This is a genomic window from Devosia ginsengisoli (genome assembly GCF_024707105.1).
GTDB classification, from domain to species: domain Bacteria; phylum Pseudomonadota; class Alphaproteobacteria; order Rhizobiales; family Devosiaceae; genus Devosia; species Devosia ginsengisoli_A.
The window spans coordinates 560,315-577,568 of the sequence record NZ_JANQAJ010000009.1 but is presented as its reverse complement, the minus strand read 5'-3'; the positions used below and the strand labels follow the sequence as shown (position 1 = coordinate 577,568).

24 protein-coding genes and 1 tRNA gene are annotated in these 17,254 nt (G+C 64.4%); 12 read left to right on the top strand and 13 right to left on the bottom strand.

The features are described 5' to 3' along the window. The first annotated feature begins 85 nt into the window (after window positions 1-85). The 5 genes from NVV79_RS12735 to NVV79_RS12715 all read left to right on the top strand — a co-directional run bounded on the left by NVV79_RS12735 (window position 86) and on the right by NVV79_RS12715 (window position 1,861). Window positions 86-490 (top strand): hypothetical protein, encoded by a 405-nt coding sequence (locus tag NVV79_RS12735; RefSeq protein WP_303989975.1) that lies wholly within the window; start codon window positions 86-88, stop codon window positions 488-490. Beyond that, window positions 490-762 (top strand): hypothetical protein, encoded by a 273-nt coding sequence (locus NVV79_RS12730; RefSeq protein ID WP_303989973.1) that lies wholly within the window; start codon window positions 490-492, stop codon window positions 760-762. Before NVV79_RS12735 ends, NVV79_RS12730 begins: the two co-directional genes overlap by 1 nt. 73 nt (window positions 763-835) lie before the next feature. Then, window positions 836-1,399: a hypothetical protein gene (locus tag NVV79_RS12725; RefSeq protein WP_303989970.1), complete on the top strand. Its 564-nt coding sequence runs from the start codon at window positions 836-838 to the stop codon at window positions 1,397-1,399. Continuing rightward, on the top strand, window positions 1,399-1,602 hold the full coding sequence (locus NVV79_RS12720) for a hypothetical protein (RefSeq protein WP_303989967.1): 204 nt from the start codon (window positions 1,399-1,401) through the stop codon (window positions 1,600-1,602). The genes NVV79_RS12725 and NVV79_RS12720 overlap by 1 nt, the downstream gene beginning before the upstream one ends. Before the next feature lie 4 nt (window positions 1,603-1,606). Further along, window positions 1,607-1,861, top strand: coding sequence for a hypothetical protein (locus NVV79_RS12715; protein WP_303989964.1), 255 nt, complete (start codon window positions 1,607-1,609; stop codon window positions 1,859-1,861). Here NVV79_RS12715 and NVV79_RS12710 read toward each other — a convergent pair. Beyond that, entirely contained in the window at window positions 1,800-3,185 is a 1,386-nt protein-coding gene (locus NVV79_RS12710; RefSeq protein WP_303989961.1) for a DUF6538 domain-containing protein, read from the bottom strand. The two genes, NVV79_RS12715 and NVV79_RS12710, sit on opposite strands and share 62 nt — an antisense overlap. A gap of 175 nt (window positions 3,186-3,360) precedes the next feature. On the opposite strand from NVV79_RS12710, the gene NVV79_RS12705 reads away from it, so the two are divergent. Further along, window positions 3,361-3,741, top strand: a complete 381-nt coding sequence (locus NVV79_RS12705) for a hypothetical protein (RefSeq protein WP_303989958.1) — start codon at window positions 3,361-3,363, stop codon at window positions 3,739-3,741. Between the two features lie 5 nt (window positions 3,742-3,746). On the opposite strand, the gene NVV79_RS12700 is transcribed toward NVV79_RS12705, so the two are convergent. Genes NVV79_RS12700 through NVV79_RS12690 form a run of 3 tightly spaced genes read right to left on the bottom strand, consistent with a single transcriptional unit; the run spans window position 3,747 to window position 5,489 of the window. Further along, the gene (locus NVV79_RS12700; RefSeq protein WP_303989956.1) at window positions 3,747-4,730 is read right to left on the bottom strand and encodes a hypothetical protein; all 984 of its coding nucleotides are present in this window, start codon (window positions 4,728-4,730) and stop codon (window positions 3,747-3,749) included. A 53-nt stretch (window positions 4,731-4,783) separates the two neighbouring features. After that, on the bottom strand, window positions 4,784-5,011 hold the full coding sequence (locus NVV79_RS12695) for a sulfurtransferase TusA family protein (protein WP_303989953.1): 228 nt from the start codon (window positions 5,009-5,011) through the stop codon (window positions 4,784-4,786). Further along, window positions 5,001-5,489 (bottom strand): CAP domain-containing protein, encoded by a 489-nt coding sequence (locus NVV79_RS12690; RefSeq protein WP_303989950.1) that lies wholly within the window; start codon window positions 5,487-5,489, stop codon window positions 5,001-5,003. The genes NVV79_RS12695 and NVV79_RS12690 overlap by 11 nt, the downstream gene beginning before the upstream one ends. A gap of 208 nt (window positions 5,490-5,697) precedes the next feature. On the opposite strand from NVV79_RS12690, the gene NVV79_RS12685 reads away from it, so the two are divergent. Together NVV79_RS12685 and NVV79_RS12680 are read left to right on the top strand one after the other, a co-directional pair. Further along, window positions 5,698-6,879, top strand: a complete 1,182-nt coding sequence (locus NVV79_RS12685) for an ROK family transcriptional regulator (protein ID WP_303989947.1) — start codon at window positions 5,698-5,700, stop codon at window positions 6,877-6,879. 22 nt (window positions 6,880-6,901) lie between these two features. Continuing rightward, complete coding sequence (locus NVV79_RS12680) at window positions 6,902-7,543, top strand: ThuA domain-containing protein (protein ID WP_303989944.1); 642 nt, start codon at window positions 6,902-6,904, stop codon at window positions 7,541-7,543. Window positions 7,544-7,583: 40 nt separating this feature from the next. Here NVV79_RS12680 and NVV79_RS12675 read toward each other — a convergent pair whose 3' ends face one another. Further along, window positions 7,584-8,090 (bottom strand): hypothetical protein, encoded by a 507-nt coding sequence (locus tag NVV79_RS12675; RefSeq protein ID WP_303989941.1) that lies wholly within the window; start codon window positions 8,088-8,090, stop codon window positions 7,584-7,586. A 122-nt stretch (window positions 8,091-8,212) separates the two neighbouring features. After that, a tRNA-Arg gene (locus NVV79_RS12670) sits at window positions 8,213-8,289 on the bottom strand. 192 nt (window positions 8,290-8,481) lie between these two features. On the opposite strand from NVV79_RS12670, the gene NVV79_RS12665 reads away from it, so the two are divergent. Next, a complete protein-coding gene (locus tag NVV79_RS12665) occupies window positions 8,482-9,432 on the top strand; it encodes a DMT family transporter (protein ID WP_303989938.1) in 951 nt (316 codons plus the stop codon). Here the strand turns inward: NVV79_RS12665 and NVV79_RS12660 are convergent. Next, window positions 9,429-9,557: a hypothetical protein gene (locus tag NVV79_RS12660; RefSeq protein ID WP_303989935.1), complete on the bottom strand. Its 129-nt coding sequence runs from the start codon at window positions 9,555-9,557 to the stop codon at window positions 9,429-9,431. The genes NVV79_RS12665 and NVV79_RS12660 overlap by 4 nt on opposite strands. A 245-nt stretch (window positions 9,558-9,802) precedes the next feature. Here NVV79_RS12660 and NVV79_RS12655 point away from each other — a divergent pair, with 245 nt between their 5' ends. Both NVV79_RS12655 and NVV79_RS12650 read left to right on the top strand, forming a co-directional pair. Then, entirely contained in the window at window positions 9,803-10,612 is an 810-nt protein-coding gene (locus tag NVV79_RS12655) for a thermonuclease family protein (RefSeq protein ID WP_303989933.1), read from the top strand. A 38-nt stretch (window positions 10,613-10,650) separates the two neighbouring features. Next, window positions 10,651-12,099, top strand: coding sequence for a M48 family metalloprotease (locus NVV79_RS12650; protein WP_303989930.1), 1,449 nt, complete (start codon window positions 10,651-10,653; stop codon window positions 12,097-12,099). Window positions 12,100-12,114: 15 nt separating this feature from the next. On the opposite strand, the gene NVV79_RS12645 is transcribed toward NVV79_RS12650, so the two are convergent. The 5 genes from NVV79_RS12645 to NVV79_RS12625 all read right to left on the bottom strand — a co-directional run bounded on the left by NVV79_RS12645 (window position 12,115) and on the right by NVV79_RS12625 (window position 15,396). After that, a complete protein-coding gene (locus tag NVV79_RS12645) occupies window positions 12,115-12,315 on the bottom strand; it encodes a Flp family type IVb pilin (RefSeq protein ID WP_303989927.1) in 201 nt (66 codons plus the stop codon). A gap of 127 nt (window positions 12,316-12,442) precedes the next feature. After that, window positions 12,443-12,850, bottom strand: a complete 408-nt coding sequence (gene mutT, locus NVV79_RS12640) for an 8-oxo-dGTP diphosphatase MutT (RefSeq protein WP_303989925.1) — start codon at window positions 12,848-12,850, stop codon at window positions 12,443-12,445. After that, window positions 12,847-13,596, bottom strand: coding sequence for a GNAT family N-acetyltransferase (locus tag NVV79_RS12635; RefSeq protein WP_303989922.1), 750 nt, complete (start codon window positions 13,594-13,596; stop codon window positions 12,847-12,849). Before NVV79_RS12635 ends, mutT begins: the two co-directional genes overlap by 4 nt. Window positions 13,597-13,732: 136 nt before the next feature. Next, window positions 13,733-14,965: a bifunctional glutamate N-acetyltransferase/amino-acid acetyltransferase ArgJ gene (argJ, locus tag NVV79_RS12630; protein ID WP_303989919.1), complete on the bottom strand. Its 1,233-nt coding sequence runs from the start codon at window positions 14,963-14,965 to the stop codon at window positions 13,733-13,735. Between the two features lie 194 nt (window positions 14,966-15,159). Continuing rightward, window positions 15,160-15,396: a hypothetical protein gene (locus NVV79_RS12625; protein ID WP_303989917.1), complete on the bottom strand. Its 237-nt coding sequence runs from the start codon at window positions 15,394-15,396 to the stop codon at window positions 15,160-15,162. 100 nt (window positions 15,397-15,496) lie between these two features. Here NVV79_RS12625 and NVV79_RS12620 point away from each other — a divergent pair, with 100 nt between their 5' ends. Beyond that, entirely contained in the window at window positions 15,497-16,111 is a 615-nt protein-coding gene (locus NVV79_RS12620; RefSeq protein ID WP_303989916.1) for a TetR/AcrR family transcriptional regulator, read from the top strand. Window positions 16,112-16,222: 111 nt separating this feature from the next. Here the strand turns inward: NVV79_RS12620 and NVV79_RS12615 are convergent, their stop codons facing one another. Next, complete coding sequence (locus NVV79_RS12615; protein WP_303989914.1) at window positions 16,223-17,158, bottom strand: peptidylprolyl isomerase; 936 nt, start codon at window positions 17,156-17,158, stop codon at window positions 16,223-16,225. Window positions 17,159-17,254 lie beyond the last annotated feature (96 nt).

Here is a 17,254-nt window from a genome sequence, read left to right as displayed (position 1 = left end):
ACAGGTTGCATCATTTTCAAGTGAGACTTGAAAATTATATCAAGCCGTGCTTTTGATGTTCCCATCCTGTTCATGGAGGGACGCAATGCTCACCGAAACCCACCACTTGCCCACCCGCCGTACTGGCGACGTGGCGAAGCGCGTCGAAATCCTCGCCGCAGATCTGATCGACCTCAATGCCGAGGGCGATGCGCGCCGGCCGCGCCTGCTCGAAATGGGCTGGCCGGCAGCCTTCCTCGATCAGTACGAGGGCGCTGCGCGCACGAGGGCGAACCTGCTTTTCGTCCGAGACGTCAATGCCGAGCCCGTCAAGTCCGGGCGGCAGCTGCAAGACGACATGGTCGATATCATCGGCAGCCTCTTCCCCGCGACCCAGTTCATCGTCGCCGAGCTGCAGGCACGCGGCTTCCGCAAGGATGCGATCGACCTGCATCTGCGCAAGGCCAAGGCCCGCGCCGCACTGTCGTTCATCCATCAGGGGGCGCACTGATGGCTGGGAAACTTCACCGCAATGTCGCCAGCTACGAAGCCTACGACGCCAGCGTGGTGCCATCGTTCCATCCGGATGCGATCTCCCGTTTCGTCAAGGATGCCCAGGCCGATATCGGCACCCTGGCTGATGTGAATTTTGACCTCCTGGCCGCGCTCAAACTCGCCGAAGAGATTATGGCCGGCTTTGAAGATGATGCGCTGCAAGAGGGTATCAATCAGCGCCTCGCCAGCATACGTACGGTCATCGCCGGCGCCGAGGCGCTGCAATGATGGCCGCCATCCTCGCCTACATCATCGGCTTCGCCTTCGTCGGCGCCGCCTGGCTCGCAGCGGAGACGCTGTGATGACCTTTTTCATGACCCTCGCCAGCGGCCGCGACTTCCATTTCGCCAAGCCGACCCCTGACATGATCTGCCTGCGCGACATCGCGCATCACCTGTCCCGTCACAATCGCTGGCGCGAGAATATCGAATGGCCCAGCTTTTCGGTGGCCCAGCATTCCCTGCTGGTGGCGCAGGCCTGCCGGCTGCCACAGTCGCGGCCCTATGCCCTGCTGCATGACGCGCCGGAAATGATCACCGGCGACAATATCACGCCGTGGAAGGGCTTCCTGCTGACGCTGGGCGTCGACCTGGTGGCATATGAGCGGCGCATCCTCAACGAGGCGATCTACCCCGCCTTCGGCCTGCCGTCGCCGGCGCCGGCCATCGCGGCCGACGTGCACGAGGCCGACCAGATCGCACTCGCCACCGAATTCCGTGACGTGGTGGCGGGGCGCAGTGGCAATTTCATGCCCAAGGCCAGGCCACTCCCCACGCGTATCAAGTTCATGACCCAGCCGGTGGTGGAAGAGAAATTCCTGCTCGCCCTCGAGGGCGCGCTGCGCCCTTATGGGAAGGTGGCGTGATGGGCTTCGCGGCAATCGACAATGACGACATCGAGCAGGCCCTGGAAATCGCCTGCGGCGATACGATCGGTAGCGAAGTCACCAGCCGTCGCACGGCCAGCGATCGGGACATTGCCCGGTTGCGTGGGCGGGTAAAGCGCTTCCTCGCAGAGCTGCCGGCCGACACATCGGTCAGCGAACTGCTCGACGTCATGGACGAGTGACGCCATGGCCTTCTATGTTCCCGGCCAGCCCATAACCGCCGAGACGCTGGAAACAGCGCTCGACCGGCTGGCCGTGATCATGTCGGAGGCGCCCGACGAAGGCATTGTCTACCTGCCCATCTGGCGCAGGCTTGAACGCGAGCTTGATGCCCTTCGCAATCAGAATGACGAACTGGCAGGCGTTCGCGCGCGCTTGGCTAGACTATCGCGCGGTCAAACGGCAGGGCGATCTTCTGCAAATTCTCTTGCCGCCATTTGAGGCTGCCGCCGACCCCATAAGTGGGCCGGTCGATCGCATGCCCCATGAGCAGCTTGCGCAATTCTTCATCTATGCCGGCGTCCTTCATCCGATCCTCGAATGAGTGGCGGATCGAGTAGATCTTGTGCTCCGGCGTCGGCAGCAGCTTGTGCACCCGGAAGTGCTTCATCAGCGTGTTGGAAAGCGTCGTGCCCTTCTCGACATAGTCCGGGAAACCCTCGGGGCTGGCGCGCATCGCTGCCAGCGATACCCCCACCAGAGGCACTTTGCGCTCGGCCGAGCTGGTCTTGACCTCACGCGGATCGTCGCGATCGCGATGCGGTCGGATGATCAGGTGGGGAACTTCATGCTTGAGCTGGATCTGGCCCGGCCGCAGGTTGCAGATCTCGCTCGGCCGCGCCCCGGTCTCCACCAGCGTCAGGAAAATGCGGCGCGCCGGCGCGTTGAGGGAGTCGAGCGCGCCTTTGGCCAGGATGGTCTTGACGATCCAGTCAGTGGGGAAGGGGGGCCGGGTGCGCTCATCATTCTCGTCGAAGCCGAGGCCCGAGAAGGGATTGAAGCGATCCATGTCGCCGATATGGCGATGATAAGCAGAGAACATCACCCGCATATTGCCGATATCCCGGTTGCCGCTGGCCGGGGAATGGGTGACCAGGGCACCCTCGGCGATCTCCGCGTCATTCGGCGCAATACGCCGGCGCCAGAAATCGTAGAATTTGAGGGCCTGTTCCCTCGTGATCGTGGAAACCGGCACCTCGCCCACCACGGCGATGAAATTGTTTCGCGCCCGCAGCTTGACCTTGCGCCAGTCGGCGCGCTGCTGCGCGCTCTTACCGCGCAGCTCGGCCGGCGCGATCTCATCGAAATAGATATCAAAGGCGTCAGACACAGAGACGTCCGGCACCTTGACCAGGCCAAGCGCGGCGTCGGCGATCGGCCGCGTCGGGGCATTGACCGGCACTGCGGCCAGCCGCGTCAGAACGTCAGGGAGGGGAAGGTCGGCCACCTGGGCGGCTTCGCGGTAGGGCAGGCGAAGCGCGAGCGCCACCGAGACGGCGGCGTCATAGGCCTTGCGGGCGCTGTCGGCATTGCGCCCCAGGGCGAGGGCCTGCCACAGCTTGTCGTCGGCTGCCTCAAGCTCATTGCGCTTCTCTCGGGCAATGGCCAGGTCTTTGGTCTTGAGGCTCTTGCGGACATGCGTATCGCCGCCCACGACAGCATGCACGCTGGTGGGGACACGGCGCTTGTAGTGATACCACTCGCCCTTAGTAATCAGATGCCGGTCTTTGACAGGGTCGCGCCGATGGTCCATAGCCTCGCCCATTGGGGCTTGTTCTGGGGCGCGTTTTGGGGCACGTTTTGGGGCACGCGGTCAAGGGTGGTTTCCACCGCATCGCAATTAGTAAATGAAATCAAATAGTTAGGTTAATCGATCCCTTGCCGATGGAGTCCGGCGGGGGGCACCATCAGCCGAGAGCCTGGCGAATCCGAGAGCCGCCTTGACCGAAATCGCACCTGTCGCTTCGATCCCCGCCGCCTGGCTCAAGCCGTTTCCGGCAGGCTATAAAATACCGCTCTGGCGCTGGATCGTCCTGCCCGCCACCACTTTCATGCTCAAGCGCAACGGGGGCGTTTGGCTAAGCGGCACGCTGGCCCTTGCCGACGGAAAACTCCAGTTCACCCAGACGCGGCTGACCAAGTCGCGCGCTCCGCTGGATAGCTGGGCGGTTCCCCTCGCCGACATTGCCGATATCGGCGTGGAAAAGCGCATGGCTTCGGAGCGGGTGGAAATCCGCCATTCGCGCGGTACCATCAAACTGATGCTGGTGCGCTCGATGGATTTCGTCGCCCAATTGCAGCAGGCGGTGCCGTCGCCCTAGACCGCTTACGGGCAGGTGGTGATCTGGCTCTCGCAGATGTCGCGCGACCAGCCGCGTACCCTGCCGTCACCATAGGTTCCGCCGACTTCGACCCAGTTGCCGTGGCAGGCATAAAGCCGGTCGACCGTCAGCAGATTGTGGCTGCCGTCGCTGAAATTTATGGCAATTGCCGCGTCGCCCGCCGGTGCCTCGAGCAGGACCGGGCTTTCCACCCACAGCGCCAGCGCCTTGCCCGGCACCCAGCCTTCGCCTGTGAAGGCCACGATGAGGTCCCTGTCGGCATAGCGGTCCGTAGTGACCTCGTCGATGCGGAACCAGCCATCCTTGGAGCCGGTAATGCTCACCGTGGGATAGGCTATGTCATTATAGCCCTCGTAAGGCCCCGGCATATCGGCAATGGCAGCGGCATCGGCGGACGGCCCCTCGCGGATGACCCGGGCGCTCGGGCCGCTGCCCTGCACCCAGGCGTCGAACTCGCAGATCTCGATGGCTGCCGTATCGGCATCCTGCCCGCAGGTCTCGAGCAAATCGGTTGCCGCTTCCATTGCGCCATCCAGCGAATATTCCGCTGACCCGTCCTCGACGAAAACGCTCAGCACGCCTTCCGAGCCCAGCAGGTCGGTGAGCTGCGCATCGAGCGGAACCTGGCCTTCGAGCAGGAACTGATCGTCCATTTCCAGCAATATGCCGGTGGTCTGGATGGGCAGGGAGATATCGCCGGCCTCGAGGGTTACGACGACCTCGACGCCGTCGACGGCCCGGATCGGGGCGAAGGCGAAGACGAAAGTGGCCGTGCCGCTGCCGGCCTCGCAGGAAAAGGAAAGCTCGGCATGGTCCGATTGCGGCGTGCCATAGAACAGCGTCGCCATGCCCTCATAGGCGGTGCCATGCCAGCCCGGATTGTCCTGGGCCATGGCGGTGGTGGGGAGTATCAGGCTGGCGGCCAGCATTGCGCGGAGCGCAACAGAGCTGCATGTGGAAAGTGTCATTTGGACCTCCTCTGCTCGCCGCAGGTCCACTTCACCTCATGCAGCCCGTCCTGTCACCCCTTTACGATGGCAAAATGCAGGACATCGCCATCCGTGGTGACGGTGCAGTCATGGCCCTTCTGCCTGCAGAACAGGGGAATATCCACCTTGGCCATCGGGTCGGTGGCCAGCACGACAAGGCTGGCACCCGGCGGCAGGCCCGCCAGGCGCTTTTCCATCTTCAGGACCGGCAGCGGGCATTTCAGCCCGCGTGCATCGATGGTGTCGGGCTCAGTCGTCAAGCACGAGCACCCAGTGCACGCCATAGCTCGAGCTCGGGCTATAGGCCATGGCGACGCCGGCCTTGGTGGCCGTTGCCTTGAGGCCCACCGCATCGGCCGCGCTGTTGCGCCAGCCCGAGAAGGTCTCGGCAAAGGTGGCGTAGCCGGCGCTGAGCTTCATCACCGTCAGCTCCTGCGGGGCGCGGGGCGGGTTGCCGGTGCGGGCATATTGGTCGGCCAGCGCCTGGGCCGTGCCGTCCAAAGCCGCGTCCGGCGTCAGCGCGGGCAGGCCATTGGTGGCGCGATAGGCGTTGATCATGCCGATGGCCTGGGCCCGGTCGAGGCTGGCGCCGGGCTGGTCCATGCGGGCCGACAGGCCGGGCGACAGGGCGATGGGCGTGCTGGCGCCACCCCCCATGCTGCAAGCCGCGATGGTTACTCCGGCCAGCAGGGCGGCCAAGGGCAGGATGGCGGGCTTGAGGGCGCGCAGAACGGTCATGGAAATCCTCGGTCAAATAGGGTCGCTGCCCGGTTAGGCGGTCAGCAAGGCCAAAAGATGGTTGGCTGCCTTGATAGCGCTCAAGCCCTGACTTTGGCTTAACGCCTGATGATTTGGCCTTGCGCTTGCCGGCGGCAGGCGCCTACAAGCAGGGAGTTATTTTGCATCCCGATTTAAATCGGGACCCGCCAGCGAGCCCCGCGCCTGCATGAAGACCGCCGACCCCGAATTGATGCGGGCCATCAACCGCTTCCTCGTGCTCGACACGATCCGCCGGCATGGCCCGATTGCCCGCGTCGAGATCGGCGCGCGTACGGAATTGTCGGCCACCACGGTTTCGGCCATCACCGCCGCTTTGCTCGATGACGGGCTCATCACCGTCAGGCATGAGGGCGATATCCGCAGCCAGAGCCTGCGCGGGCGGCCCCGCGTCATGCTGGCACTCCATCCCGAGGCGGCCTGGGTGGTCGGGGTCAGGCTGGCCGGTGATCGTATTGTCTGCGTCGCCACCAATTTCCAGGGCGACGTGCTGGCCGGCCTGACCCTGCCGGCGCGCATCACGGCGCTTGCCACGCCGGATATTGCCGATCTTGTCGCCGATGGCGTGCGGCGCTGCGTGGGCGATGCGGGGCTGGGACTCGAGCAGATCAAAGCGGTGGCGCTCAGCCTGCCTGGCATTGTCGAGCATGGCAGCGGCCAGGTGCTGGCCAGCAGCGTGCTCGGCGACCTCGATGCCCCGCTGCACGAGGCCATCACGGCCCGGCTGGGCATCGACACCATCATCGAAAGTGACGCCAACGCCATTACCATGGCGCAGCATTGGTTCGGCCAGGCGCGGCGCCACGACGATTTCGTGCTGGTCGCCATCGAGGAAGGACTGGGCCTGGGCGTCATGCATAATGGCCAGCTGTTTCGCGGCGCGCATGGGCTGAGCCTGACGCTGGGCGACATGGTCATGGGACCGGGCGGCGACACTGCCATGCGCCTCGGCGATCTGGCCGGGCAGGGCACTTTGCTCGCCGATCCCCGCCTGCACGAGCAGGGCATGGCGCAGGTCCATGCCCTGCTCGAGGCGGGCGATGACGAACTGCGCGCCGTGGTCGCCCGTGCCGGCACCGCTTTGGGCATTGCCATTGCCAATCTCGTCGCGCTCTTCGCGCCGCCGCGCGTCATTCTCGTCGGTTCCACCCTGGCTTTGGGCGAGCATCTGCTGGCGCCGCTGCGCGAGAGTTTTGCCGCGGCCATTCCGGCGCCGCTGGCCACGCTGGCCGAAATCGTCATCGACGATGCCGGGGATCAGTTATGGGCGCGCGGCGCGGCCGCCGTGGCTTTGGGCGAACTCTATGGCTCGCCCTGGGGCACCACCGGGCCGGCCCGGCATGGCCAATAGTTTATCGCGTGAGGAGAACGGAATGCGGGAAGCACTGATCGTCTGGGGCGGCTGGAGCGGCCATGAGCCCGAGCAATGCGCCAATATCTACAAGACCTGGCTCGAGGAAGACGGCTTCAAGGTCTATGTCGAGAACACGACCGAGGCCTTTGCCGATCCTTCCATCCACGATCTCAGCCTCATCATCCCGATCTTCACCATGAGCAAGATCGAGAAGGAAGAAGTCTCCAACCTCACCGCCGCTGTCGAAAGTGGCGTGGGCCTGGCCGGTCACCATGGCGGCATGGCCGATGCCTTCCGCGATGCGGTGGACTATCAGTTCATGGTCGGCGGCCAATGGGTGGCCCATCCGGGCAATATCATCGACTACCGTGTCGACATCACAAGGCCGGACGATCCGGTCATGGCCGGCGTCAACGGCTTCGCCTATCGCTCCGAGCAATATTACATGCATGTCGACCCCTCCAACGAGGTCCTCGCCACCACCAGTTTCACCGGCGACCATGCAAGCTGGATCGACGGCGTCACCATGCCTGTCGTGTGGAAACGCCGGCATGGCAAGGGCAGGGTGTTCTATTCCTCGCTGGGCCATGTCTCGGCCGAGTTCCAGGTGCCGGAAATGGCCACGATTCTGCGCCGCGGGATCAACTGGGCGGCGCGGTGATTAATCCGCGCGCCTCCTGCGATAGAGGCGCGCGGCGAGATTAACGACGGTAGATGCCAAGGGCGTTCCCTGAAAGAGCATTTGCCCCCAAGCTAAATAGGTTCCCGGCCTTTTTGCCGGCATCCAGGGTGAAGTCGAGCACGGAGATATTGTCGATGCCGATGTGGGCCCGTTCTTGCGTGTTGAGGTCCATAATGAAGAGCATATCGGACCCGTCGCGATAGAGGTCGCTGTTACGAAGGAGCCGCTCGAAAAGAGTCTTAGCGCTGTCGATGTGGTACAGGAAGAATGCGGACGTGAACTCTTCGAAGCGTGTTGTGTTTTCTGCTTTAATTGAGGCGACAAGGCTTTCGTAGCGCTGCTGATATGAAGCGTTACGCAACAAGCGAAACTCAATCAATTTTGTGGAAGGCATGGTCAGGGCTTTCTGGCGTATTGCCATTTGGCCCCGGCGCACGCTAAACCCAATTTGCACAGCGGGAGGAGCGCTTTTTCTTCGTACGCGAGAGAAACGCGCCGAATCGCCGGGGTGACTGGTAACAGTCACCCCATTTCACCAGCCAGTGCCTTGCTTGCAACTGTTTGTGGTCAGTTTTCCCCGCAGCGCGCACTCTTTTTGTGCGTCTTATGTTCTTTCTGCGTTCTTGTTGGGGTTCCGCGCATCTAAAGTGGTGATCTCGACGGGATTCGAACCCATGACCCCCGGATTAGGAATCCGGTGCTCTATCCAGCTGAGCTACGAGACCACGAGGTCGTGGATAGCAAATGCGTCGCGGCAGCGAAACCCCGTTTGCGCGCCGTGGCCTCTTGCTGAATGGCCGGCATGGCAGCATGCTGGGTGGGCCGGCAAATCAGCCGGCGAGTCAGCGGTCATGAATTCCTGACGACTGCGCCGGCCTTCGGGCCGGCCTCCAGCCGTGCCTTCCCCGGAGACGACGATGAGCGATGAGGCCGTTGCCGATGCCGGCGCGGAAATGGACGCTGCGGCGCGTCCACCGGTCAGCCTGGCCGAAAACCGGCCGCTGTTCGGGATATTGTTGATCGTCGTGGCGACGCTGATGTTCGCCGCCAATGACGCCACCAACAAATATCTCATCGCCAGCTATGACGTGCCGCTGGTCGCCGCCATCCGCTATATCGTGCATGCGTTGCTGATGCTGGCCGTGCTCGGGCCGAGCCGGGGCAGGGAACTGGTGATAGTCCGGCGCAAGGGGCTGGTCGCCCTGCGCTCGCTCTGCCTCGTGGTCGGGTCGCTGTTTGCGAGCCTCGCCCTGCAGCTCATGCCGATCGCCGAGACCACGTCGATCATCTATCTCTCGCCCATCCTGGTCGTGCTGCTGGCGCGGCCGGTGCTGGGCGAGCGCATTGGCCTCCTGGGATGGCTGGCGGCCGTGGGCGGCTTTGCCGGCGTGGTGCTCATTGCCCGGCCCGGCGCCGGACTCGATCCGGCGGGCGTGATCTTCGCGCTGTGCAATGTCGTGGTCACCGTGACCTATTACCTGCTGTCGCGCGTCTTGGCGCGCAGCGAGAAGACCCTGGCCTTGCTGTTCTATTCGGCGCTGGCGGGCGCGATCTGCTTCGGGCTGGCCATGCCGTGGTTCTGGTTCGGCGCGGTGCCGAGCCTGTTCGAAATGGCGCTCTTTATCAGCCTGGGGCTGACGGCCGGCATCGGCCATTTCTGCTTCACCGCCGCCAATCGCTATGCCGAAGCGTCGCTGCTGGCGCCGATGAGCTATCTTCACCTGCTCTGGGCGGGCCTGCTGGGCTGGCTGGTCTTTGGCCAATTGCCCGACGGGGTGGGCCTGGTCGGCATGGCGATCATCGGGCTGGCCGGCGTCACCGTGGCCCTGCGTTCGCGCTTCGCCCGCAGGCCGGTACTGGCCGGCTAGTCGCCCAGCGGCCAGTTGCGGCTGCGGCCATTGGTCAGGATATCCGCCGTGCCGAGCACGACGATCAGCGGGCCGAGGAAGAGCCACATGGCGGCGACCTGCAGGGAGCGGATATTGATGGGCATTGAAGAGCCTGTGGCGCGCGTTCCGGGGAACCGAAATCGCGCAGGGCGATCTCGTGGGCGTTCCAGGCATGGGCCAGGCTCGGTCAGATACTAGGCAGGGTTCCGGGCCAGCGGCCATCGGAACATTCCGTTTACCTTAATGGGCGGGCATGGCCCTGAGCGGCGCGCTATCACGGCTTCGCGATCGTTCATGCTTTTTTGCCGCAATTGCGTGCAAGGTGAATCGTCTCTGTTCGGGGCCATCATTGTTCAAAGCCAGTCTTGTCCGTCTCGCTGCGCTTGCGGCCCTCAGTTCCATTTCGGTGGCAGCCCTGGCCTGCGAGCAATTGCGCATGGAGCCGGGCGGCATGGTCACGTCGGTAACCGATGGCGACACCGTCATCCTCGACGATGGCCGCGTCGTGCGGATGATCGGCACCCAGGCGCCCAAGCTGCCGCTCGACCGTCCCGATTTCGACCCCTGGCCGCTGGCGCCCGAAGCCAAGGCGGCGCTTGAGGCCATTGCCCTCAACAAGCCGGTGCGGCTGGGCTTCGGTGGCGAAACCGTGGATCGCTACGGGCGCGTGCTGGCGCATGTCTTCATCGATGGGCCCGAGGGCGAAATCTGGGCGCAGCAGGCCATGATCGGGCAGGGCCTGGCGCGGGTCTATTCCTTCCCCGACAACCGGGCCTGTCTCGATTTATTGTTCGCCGCCGAGGGCCGCGCAAGGCTGGGCAGGCTTGGCATCTGGGCCGATCCCTATTACAGCATCCGTGCGGCGGACCAGCCGGGCGACCTGCTCGCCCGCGCGGGCCAATATGAACTTGTCGAAGGCAGGGTGCTGCTTGCCGAAAAGACCGGCGGGCGCGCCTATCTCAATTTCGGCCGGTTCTGGAAGGAAGACTTCACCGCCGTGATCGAGGCGCCGGCTTTGCGGCTGTTTGCCGAAGCGGGCCTCGATCCGCTGGTGCTCGAGAATGCGCTGGTGCGCATCCGTGGATGGGTGGACGATCGGGATGGTCCGCGCATCGAAGTGACCCATCCCGAACAGATCGAGGTTCTGGCGACGCGATGACGGGCTTGGGGCAAATTGCGGGGATGGTGCGACCGGCATTGCGCATAGGCCTTCTGGCCATGTCGCTGCTGGCGCTGGGTGCCTGTTCGAGCCTGCTCGGCAGCAATATCGCCGTCAGCAAGACGGGTGACAATCCGGCGCCGACTGTGGTGCCCGAGGGTACCGACCCCGAAGACGTGGTGATCGGCCGCCGCGAGCATCCGCGCATCATCGCCGCCTATGGCGGGGTCTATTCCGACCGGCCGGCAGAAATCATGGTGGCGCGCATCGTCGGCCGGCTGCTGGCCGCGGCCAACCAGCCCAATGCGCAATTCCAGGTCACCATTCTCGACAGTTCCGAGGTCAATGCCTTCGCTTTGCCCGGCGGCTATATCTATGTGACGCGCGGCATCCTGGCCCTGGCATCGGATACAAGCGAGCTGGCTGCCGTGCTGGCGCATGAAATCGCCCATGTCACCCTGCGCCACGCCCGCGCTCGCACCGACCGCACCCGCACTACCGAAATCGTCGACCGCGTCATTACCGGCGTCTTCGGCGGCGATACCTCGACCGATGCCACCGCCAACCGTACCCGCGAGTCGATGGCCGCCTTCAGCCAGAACCAGGAGCTGGAAGCGGACCGCGAGGGCATCAAGTTCGCCGGCAAGGCTGGCTACGACCCGCAGGCGGCAGCACGCTTCCTCGGCGTCATGAGCCGCTTTGCCAGCTTCTCGGCCGGCGAGGGGGGCGATGACGGGTTCCTGTCCTCCCATCCCTCGACCCCGGCGCGCATCCAGAAGGCGCTCGATACCGCCCGGACCATGTTCGGCCAGGCCCAGGTGGGCGAAACCGATCGCGCGGGCTATCTCGATTCCATTGCCGGCCTTACCTTCGGCGACAGCCCGGCCCAGGGCTCGATCGTCGGCCGCCGTTTCATCCATACCGCGTCCAAGTTCACCTTCACCGTGCCCGAGGGCTATACGCTGCAGAATTCGCAGAGTGCCGTCGTGGGCGTGGCCGGCGATGGCGAGGCGGTGCGCTTCGACAGCGCCGATGTGCAGGCCAATGTGCCGCTGGCCGATTACCTGCGCTCGGGCTGGATTGCCGGGCTCAAGGCCGACAGCGTCACCACGCAGAGCTATAACGGCATCGAGATGGCCTCGGGCCTGGCCCAGACCGACCAGTGGTTCTTCCGCGTGTCGGTCATGCGGCTCGATGGCCAGGTCTATCGCTTCATCTTCGCGGCCAAGGGCGACTCTTCGCGTTTCGCTGCCGGCGCCGAGGCGACCCTCAAGAGCTTCCGCCGCACCGAGGCTTCCGATCTCAACCAGGTGCGCAAGGTGGCCGTGCGCGTCGTCACCGCCAAGGCCGGCGACAGCGCCGATTCCCTGGCCCGCCAGATGGGTGGCCTCAATCGCGGCAGCGAATTGTTCTACATCATCAACGACCTCTATCCCGGCGATCCCATCGTGGTCGGCGAGAAATACAAGGTCGTGGTGCTGCAGTAGCGGCTTGGATGGGTCTTAGTTGACCTTGGCGGTCGCGGCGGCCATGGCGTCGGCGGGGCCGCCGGCGCCCACGCCCATCAGGTTCACCAGGGAATTGCCGAAGCTCACGAAGGTGGAGATGAGAGCCATGGCGATGAGTGCGGCGATAAGGCCGTATTCGATGGCGGTGGCGCCGGTCTCGTCGCCGACGAATCTTCTGATCGTCTCAGCCAACATATGCGCCTCCCGAGCTTCTGCCGCGCGCTAGAGCTTGATCCATTTCGGTAGAATCGAAATGGGGCTAAGTCCTTGTTTTGTCGTGCGGTCGAACCAGAAAAAGTCTGCAACTTTTCCTGACCGCACTTCAGAGCAGATCGCATAAAGCGGCGATCAGCGGTTCGTCCGCCGGAGGCATGGGATAGTCGCGCAGCTTCTGCGGGCGCACCCATTTGAGGGCCGTGTGTTCCCGCATCCGGGGCTCGCCCTGCCACTTCCGGCAGGCGTAAAGTGGCATCAACAGGTGAAAATTATCGTAAGAGTGACTAGCGAAAGATACCGGAGCCAGGCACGCCGTCTTGGTGGAAATGCCGAGCTCTTCCTCGAGCTCGCGGATCAGCGCTTCTTCGGGGCTTTCGCCGGGCTCCACCTTGCCTCCGGGAAATTCCCACAGTCCCGCCAATTGCTTGCCCTGGGGCCGCTGGGCGATGAGCACGCGCCGGTCGGCGTCGATGAGCGCCACGGCGACGACGAGCAACAGCTTGAAATCACTCATGCCTGCCTCGGGAAGCGATAGGTGTAGTCATATTGGTGGCGATAGCCCAGGCTGGCATAGAGCGCCATGCCGGCCTGATTATCCGCCTGCACGTTGAGCGCCGCCACCGTGGCGCCCTGGGTCTTCGCCCAGGCCAGTCCGGTGCGCATCATCGCCACGCCGAGCCCCTGCCGCCGGCGCGTCCGGTCGGTGATGACATTGCCGGTGATGACGATGCCATCGGCGACAGCCATCAGGCCCGAAGCGACGGCGACGCCGTCACGTTCCACCACGATGCCCACAGCCGGCACCGCCATCACGGCGAGCAAAGCGCGCATGCGTGCCATCAATGCGTCGTCGTGCCCCTGCAGCGTCTGCTGGGCGGCGAGAAAGCCGGGATCGAGCAGGGCGGTGGTCCGCCCTTGGGCATCGGGCTCCTGCTCGTCCAGTTCCATGGCATAGAGATGGCTGCGGTCGATCTCCGCCCAGCCCTGCGCATCGAGCGTCGCGTTGAGGCTTGCGCTGGCCAGCGGCGTGGTGCGGACCACGGGCGTTATGCCGCGCGCCCTGAACCAGTCGACACCGGCCGCCAGCCGTTTTTCGGCATCGCCGCCATCAGCGGGGTCGAAGCATTGCAGCGAATTGGCGCGCTTGGTGTAGCCGCCGGCCGCCCGGCGCACCCATTTGCCATCCCACTCCACCTCGATCCCCGGCCAGGCCTCGAGCCCGGCGCGTTCCATTCTTTCCGGTGTAGGCAGATCAGTCATTTTCTTTCTCCCCCCTCTCCCCTTGCGGGAGAGGGTGCCCGAAGGGCGGGTGAGGGGTTCTCTCCGCCATCGCAGACCCCTCATCCGGCGCTGCGCGCCACCTTCTCCCGCAAGGGGAGAAGGAAGGGATTCGGCCTCAGCTCCGATAGTCGCCGTTGATGGTGATATAGCCATGCGTCAGGTCGCAGGTATAGACGGTGGCCCTGCCGTCCCCGAGCCCCAGGCTCACGGTCAGTTCCAGATCCTCGCCCTTCATATAGGCGGATGTGGCGGCCTCGTCATAGATGGGTGCGCGCTCGCCGTCCTTGGCGACCAGCAGGTCGCCGAAGCGGATGGCCAGCTTGTCGCGGTCGGCCGGCTCGCCCGCCTTGCCCACGGCCATCACCACGCGGCCCCAATTGGCGTCTTCGCCGGCAATGGCGGTCTTGACCAGGGGGCTGTCGGCAATGGACTTGGCGATGCGGAAGGCCGAGGCGTCCGAGGTGGCGCCCTCGACATGAATGGAAACCTGCTTGGTGGCGCCTTCGCCGTCGCGCACCACCTGGATGGCGAGGTCGAACAGCACGTCGCGCAGTGCTTCGCCGAACACTTCGGCGCGCGGATCGTCGAGGCCGGCTATCGGCTCGACGTTTGCCTTGCCGGTGGCAAAGGCCAGCAGCGTATCCGACGTGGACGTGTCGCTGTCCACGGTAATGGCGTTGAAACTGGTCTGCACATGCCTGGCCAGCAGCGCCTGCAGCACCGGGGCCGCTACAGGCATGTCGGTGACGACGAAGCTCAGCATGGTCGCCATGTCCGGGGCGATCATGCCCGAGCCCTTGGCAATGCCGTTGATCCGGACTTCCACCCCGTCGATATCGAGCACGGCACCCGATAGTTTGGGGAAAGTGTCTGTCGTCATGATGGCCCTGGCCGGCTCCATCCAGGGCGCGTCGCCCATGCGCGTTGCCATCGTGTCCAGCACGCCGGCAAATTTGGACGCGTCGAGCGGCTCGCCGATGACGCCGGTCGAGGCCAGGAACACTTCGCTCGGCTTGCAACCCAGGGCCTTTGCCGCATAGTCGGCCGTCAGTTCGACGCTCCTCTTGCCCTTGGTGCCGGTAAAGGCATTGGCATTGCCCGAATTGACCACCAGCCCGCGCGCCAATCCGCCCGGCAGGTTGGCCTTGCACCAGTCGACCGCGGCCGACGAGCACTTGGACTTGGTCAGTACGCCCGCGGCGGTGGTGCCTTCGTCAAATTCCATCAGCAGCACATCGGTGCGGCCCTTATACTTGATGCCGGCTTCCGCAGTGGCAAAGCGCACCCCCGCAATGGCGGGCAGGTCGGGATAGGATTTGGGAGCGAGCGGGGAAACCGGATGGGCCATCTGCGTGAGCCTTATGGAGACAAGTTCGGCTCCCGGTGTGCCCGAAACGCAAGGCATTCGCAAGACGGGCCTGTGCCGAATGGCGATCCAGCCACGCCCTCGTCCTTCGACAGGCTCAGGATGAGGTCTACTGAGATTTTTGAGTAGACCTCATGGTGAGCCTGTCGAACCACGAGGGCGTGGCACAGAGGCTATCAAGCCGCCGCCTTCTTCTTCCCGGCGATGAACCCGCCGAAATGCTTGCCGATGAAGGGCACGATCAGCAGCACGATGGTGGTGGCCATGGCCGGCACCAGCAGCAGGCTGCGCTGCCACATTTCCCAGCCGGGGGTCAGCGGCATCAGGACATAGAGATAGAGCGTCACCACGGGATAGACGGCCAGGGTCATCACCAGGGCCATGCGCAGTTTGGAAGCGAGGGAGGGTTGCATTTGCCAACTCCATTGAAACGGAACGTTTCGTTATATAACGGAACGACACGTTTCGTTCAAGGGCTTTGCTTCGGAAATTGTTTGACCCATATTGGGTGTCATGAACGAGCTAGCAGACGATATCGACGATCGCCGCCGGTCCATCGGCGCGCGCCGCAATCCGGAGACGGAACAGGCCATCCTCGAGGCTGCCGAAGCCATCATGGCGGAGGTGGGGATTGCAGGCTTTTCCATCGAGGCGGTAGCCAAGCGCGCCCGCGCCGGCAAGCCGACCATCTACAAATGGTGGCCCGGCAAGACGGCGCTCCTGCTCGATGTCTATCACCGGCACAAGCCGGCTTCGGTGCATATGGATACCGGCAGCGTCGAGGGCGATGTCTTCGCCTTTCTGACCGGCGTCTTCGCCCATTGGGGCGATACCGGGGCGGGGCAGGTGTTCCGCTTCGTCATCGCCGAGGCGCAGCGCGATGAAGCCGCCGCCGCCTCGCTGGCCGAATATTCGGCCGAGCGGCGCATCCAGAGCGGGGAAATCTTCCAGCGCGGCATCGCGCGCGGCGAACTGGCAGCCGATATCGATGTGGGCCTATGCGCCGACATGCTGGCCGGCTTCATCTGGCAGCGCCTGCTCACCGGCCGCATCGAGCGCGACCCGCAGCAATTGCGCCAGGTGGCAAGGCAGATGGTGCGGGGGCTGGAGAAGGGTACCCCCTCCTAGCCTCCCCTGAAAGGGGAGGAACCGCACAGTGTTTGGGGCAGTATGATGCCAAATCCCCGATCTGTTCCTCCCCTGTCAGGGGAGGTTGGGACGGGGTATCCGCTCAGACTCTTACTCGACCGGCGCTTCTTCGGCCGGCTGGGTCTGCGCATCGACGGCGGCCTTGAGCGCGGCGTCGGGGATGTCGATTTCGACGCCCTCGCGCAGTTGGGCCAGCGTGTCGTCATAGGTCGTCACCAGCAATTGCTGCTGCAATTCGCCGGCAACCTGCTCGAAGGCCGGCGGCGTGGTCTGGCGCTTTTCCTCGAGCTTGATGATGTGCCAGCCGAACTGGGACTGTACCGGCGCACTGACCTGACCGACCTCGGTCAGGGCGAAGGCGGCGGTCTCGAACGGCGCCACCATCATGCCCTTGCCGAAAAAGCCCAGGTCGCCGCCATTGGCCGCGCCGGGATCGATCGAATTTTCCTTGGCCAGGGTGGCAAAGTCGGCGCCGCCATCCAGCTCGGCCTTGAGCGTATTGGCCTCTTCCTCGGTCTCGACCAGGATGTGGCTGGCGCGGATTTCATCCGAGGGCACGAAATCGGCGACGAATTTGTCATAGTCGGCGCGCACCGCTTCTTCGGTCACTTCCTTGACGAAGGCTTCGCTGAGATAGGCGCTGTGCAGCGCGCGTTCCTCGAGATAGTGGATGCGCTGCTTGAACAGCGGCGCATCGGCCAGCCCGGCCTGCCGGCCGGCCTGGGCCACCATCTTGGTGTCGATCAGCACGCGCAGCAGGAAGGGGCGGCGCTGCTCGGGAGGCATCTGGCTCAGTTGCTGGGCCAGGTCCTCGGCGGCAAAGCTCAGGTCGGCTTCGGTGATCGACTCGCCGCCAACCGTGGCTACCACGGTGTCGGGAGAGGCAGCGGCCGGCGCTTCGGCGGCCGGGGGAGCGGCCTCGGCGGGCGCGGCGTCCTGTGCCAGAGCGGGAGCGGCCATGCCGGCCCCCAGCATCAGGGCAAGAACGCTCGCATTGCGGGCGAGGCGCGAAAGGGAAAATTTCATCGGGTCGGTCTCCTTGGCCGGCGCTTGCTAAAATTGGCGTCCTGGCGTGTTGTCGTCGGCGATAGGCACGCCCGTCGGTCCGGCGCGGCGCTCCGG

Bases quoted from the DNA above. Each gene is read 5' to 3' on its own strand.
- NVV79_RS12735 (WP_303989975.1), top strand. From the start codon at position 86: ATGCTCACCGAAACCCACCACTTGCCCACCCGCCGTACTGGCGACGTG.
- NVV79_RS12730 (WP_303989973.1), top strand. From the start codon at position 490: ATGGCTGGGAAACTTCACCGCAATGTCGCCAGCTACGAAGCCTACGAC.
- NVV79_RS12725 (WP_303989970.1), top strand. From the start codon at position 836: ATGACCTTTTTCATGACCCTCGCCAGCGGCCGCGACTTCCATTTCGCC.
- NVV79_RS12720 (WP_303989967.1), top strand. From the start codon at position 1,399: ATGGGCTTCGCGGCAATCGACAATGACGACATCGAGCAGGCCCTGGAA.
- NVV79_RS12715 (WP_303989964.1), top strand. From the start codon at position 1,607: ATGGCCTTCTATGTTCCCGGCCAGCCCATAACCGCCGAGACGCTGGAA.
- NVV79_RS12710 (WP_303989961.1), bottom strand. From the start codon at position 3,185: ATGGGCGAGGCTATGGACCATCGGCGCGACCCTGTCAAAGACCGGCAT.
- NVV79_RS12700 (WP_303989956.1), bottom strand. From the start codon at position 4,730: ATGACACTTTCCACATGCAGCTCTGTTGCGCTCCGCGCAATGCTGGCC.
- NVV79_RS12690 (WP_303989950.1), bottom strand. From the start codon at position 5,489: ATGACCGTTCTGCGCGCCCTCAAGCCCGCCATCCTGCCCTTGGCCGCC.
- NVV79_RS12685 (WP_303989947.1), top strand. From the start codon at position 5,698: ATGAAGACCGCCGACCCCGAATTGATGCGGGCCATCAACCGCTTCCTC.
- NVV79_RS12680 (WP_303989944.1), top strand. From the start codon at position 6,902: ATGCGGGAAGCACTGATCGTCTGGGGCGGCTGGAGCGGCCATGAGCCC.
- NVV79_RS12665 (WP_303989938.1), top strand. From the start codon at position 8,482: ATGAGCGATGAGGCCGTTGCCGATGCCGGCGCGGAAATGGACGCTGCG.
- NVV79_RS12660 (WP_303989935.1), bottom strand. From the start codon at position 9,557: ATGCCCATCAATATCCGCTCCCTGCAGGTCGCCGCCATGTGGCTCTTC.
- NVV79_RS12645 (WP_303989927.1), bottom strand. From the start codon at position 12,315: ATGTTGGCTGAGACGATCAGAAGATTCGTCGGCGACGAGACCGGCGCC.
- mutT (WP_303989925.1), bottom strand. From the start codon at position 12,850: ATGAGTGATTTCAAGCTGTTGCTCGTCGTCGCCGTGGCGCTCATCGAC.
- NVV79_RS12635 (WP_303989922.1), bottom strand. From the start codon at position 13,596: ATGACTGATCTGCCTACACCGGAAAGAATGGAACGCGCCGGGCTCGAG.
- argJ (WP_303989919.1), bottom strand. From the start codon at position 14,965: ATGGCCCATCCGGTTTCCCCGCTCGCTCCCAAATCCTATCCCGACCTG.
- NVV79_RS12625 (WP_303989917.1), bottom strand. From the start codon at position 15,396: ATGCAACCCTCCCTCGCTTCCAAACTGCGCATGGCCCTGGTGATGACC.
- NVV79_RS12620 (WP_303989916.1), top strand. From the start codon at position 15,497: ATGAACGAGCTAGCAGACGATATCGACGATCGCCGCCGGTCCATCGGC.
- NVV79_RS12615 (WP_303989914.1), bottom strand. From the start codon at position 17,158: ATGAAATTTTCCCTTTCGCGCCTCGCCCGCAATGCGAGCGTTCTTGCC.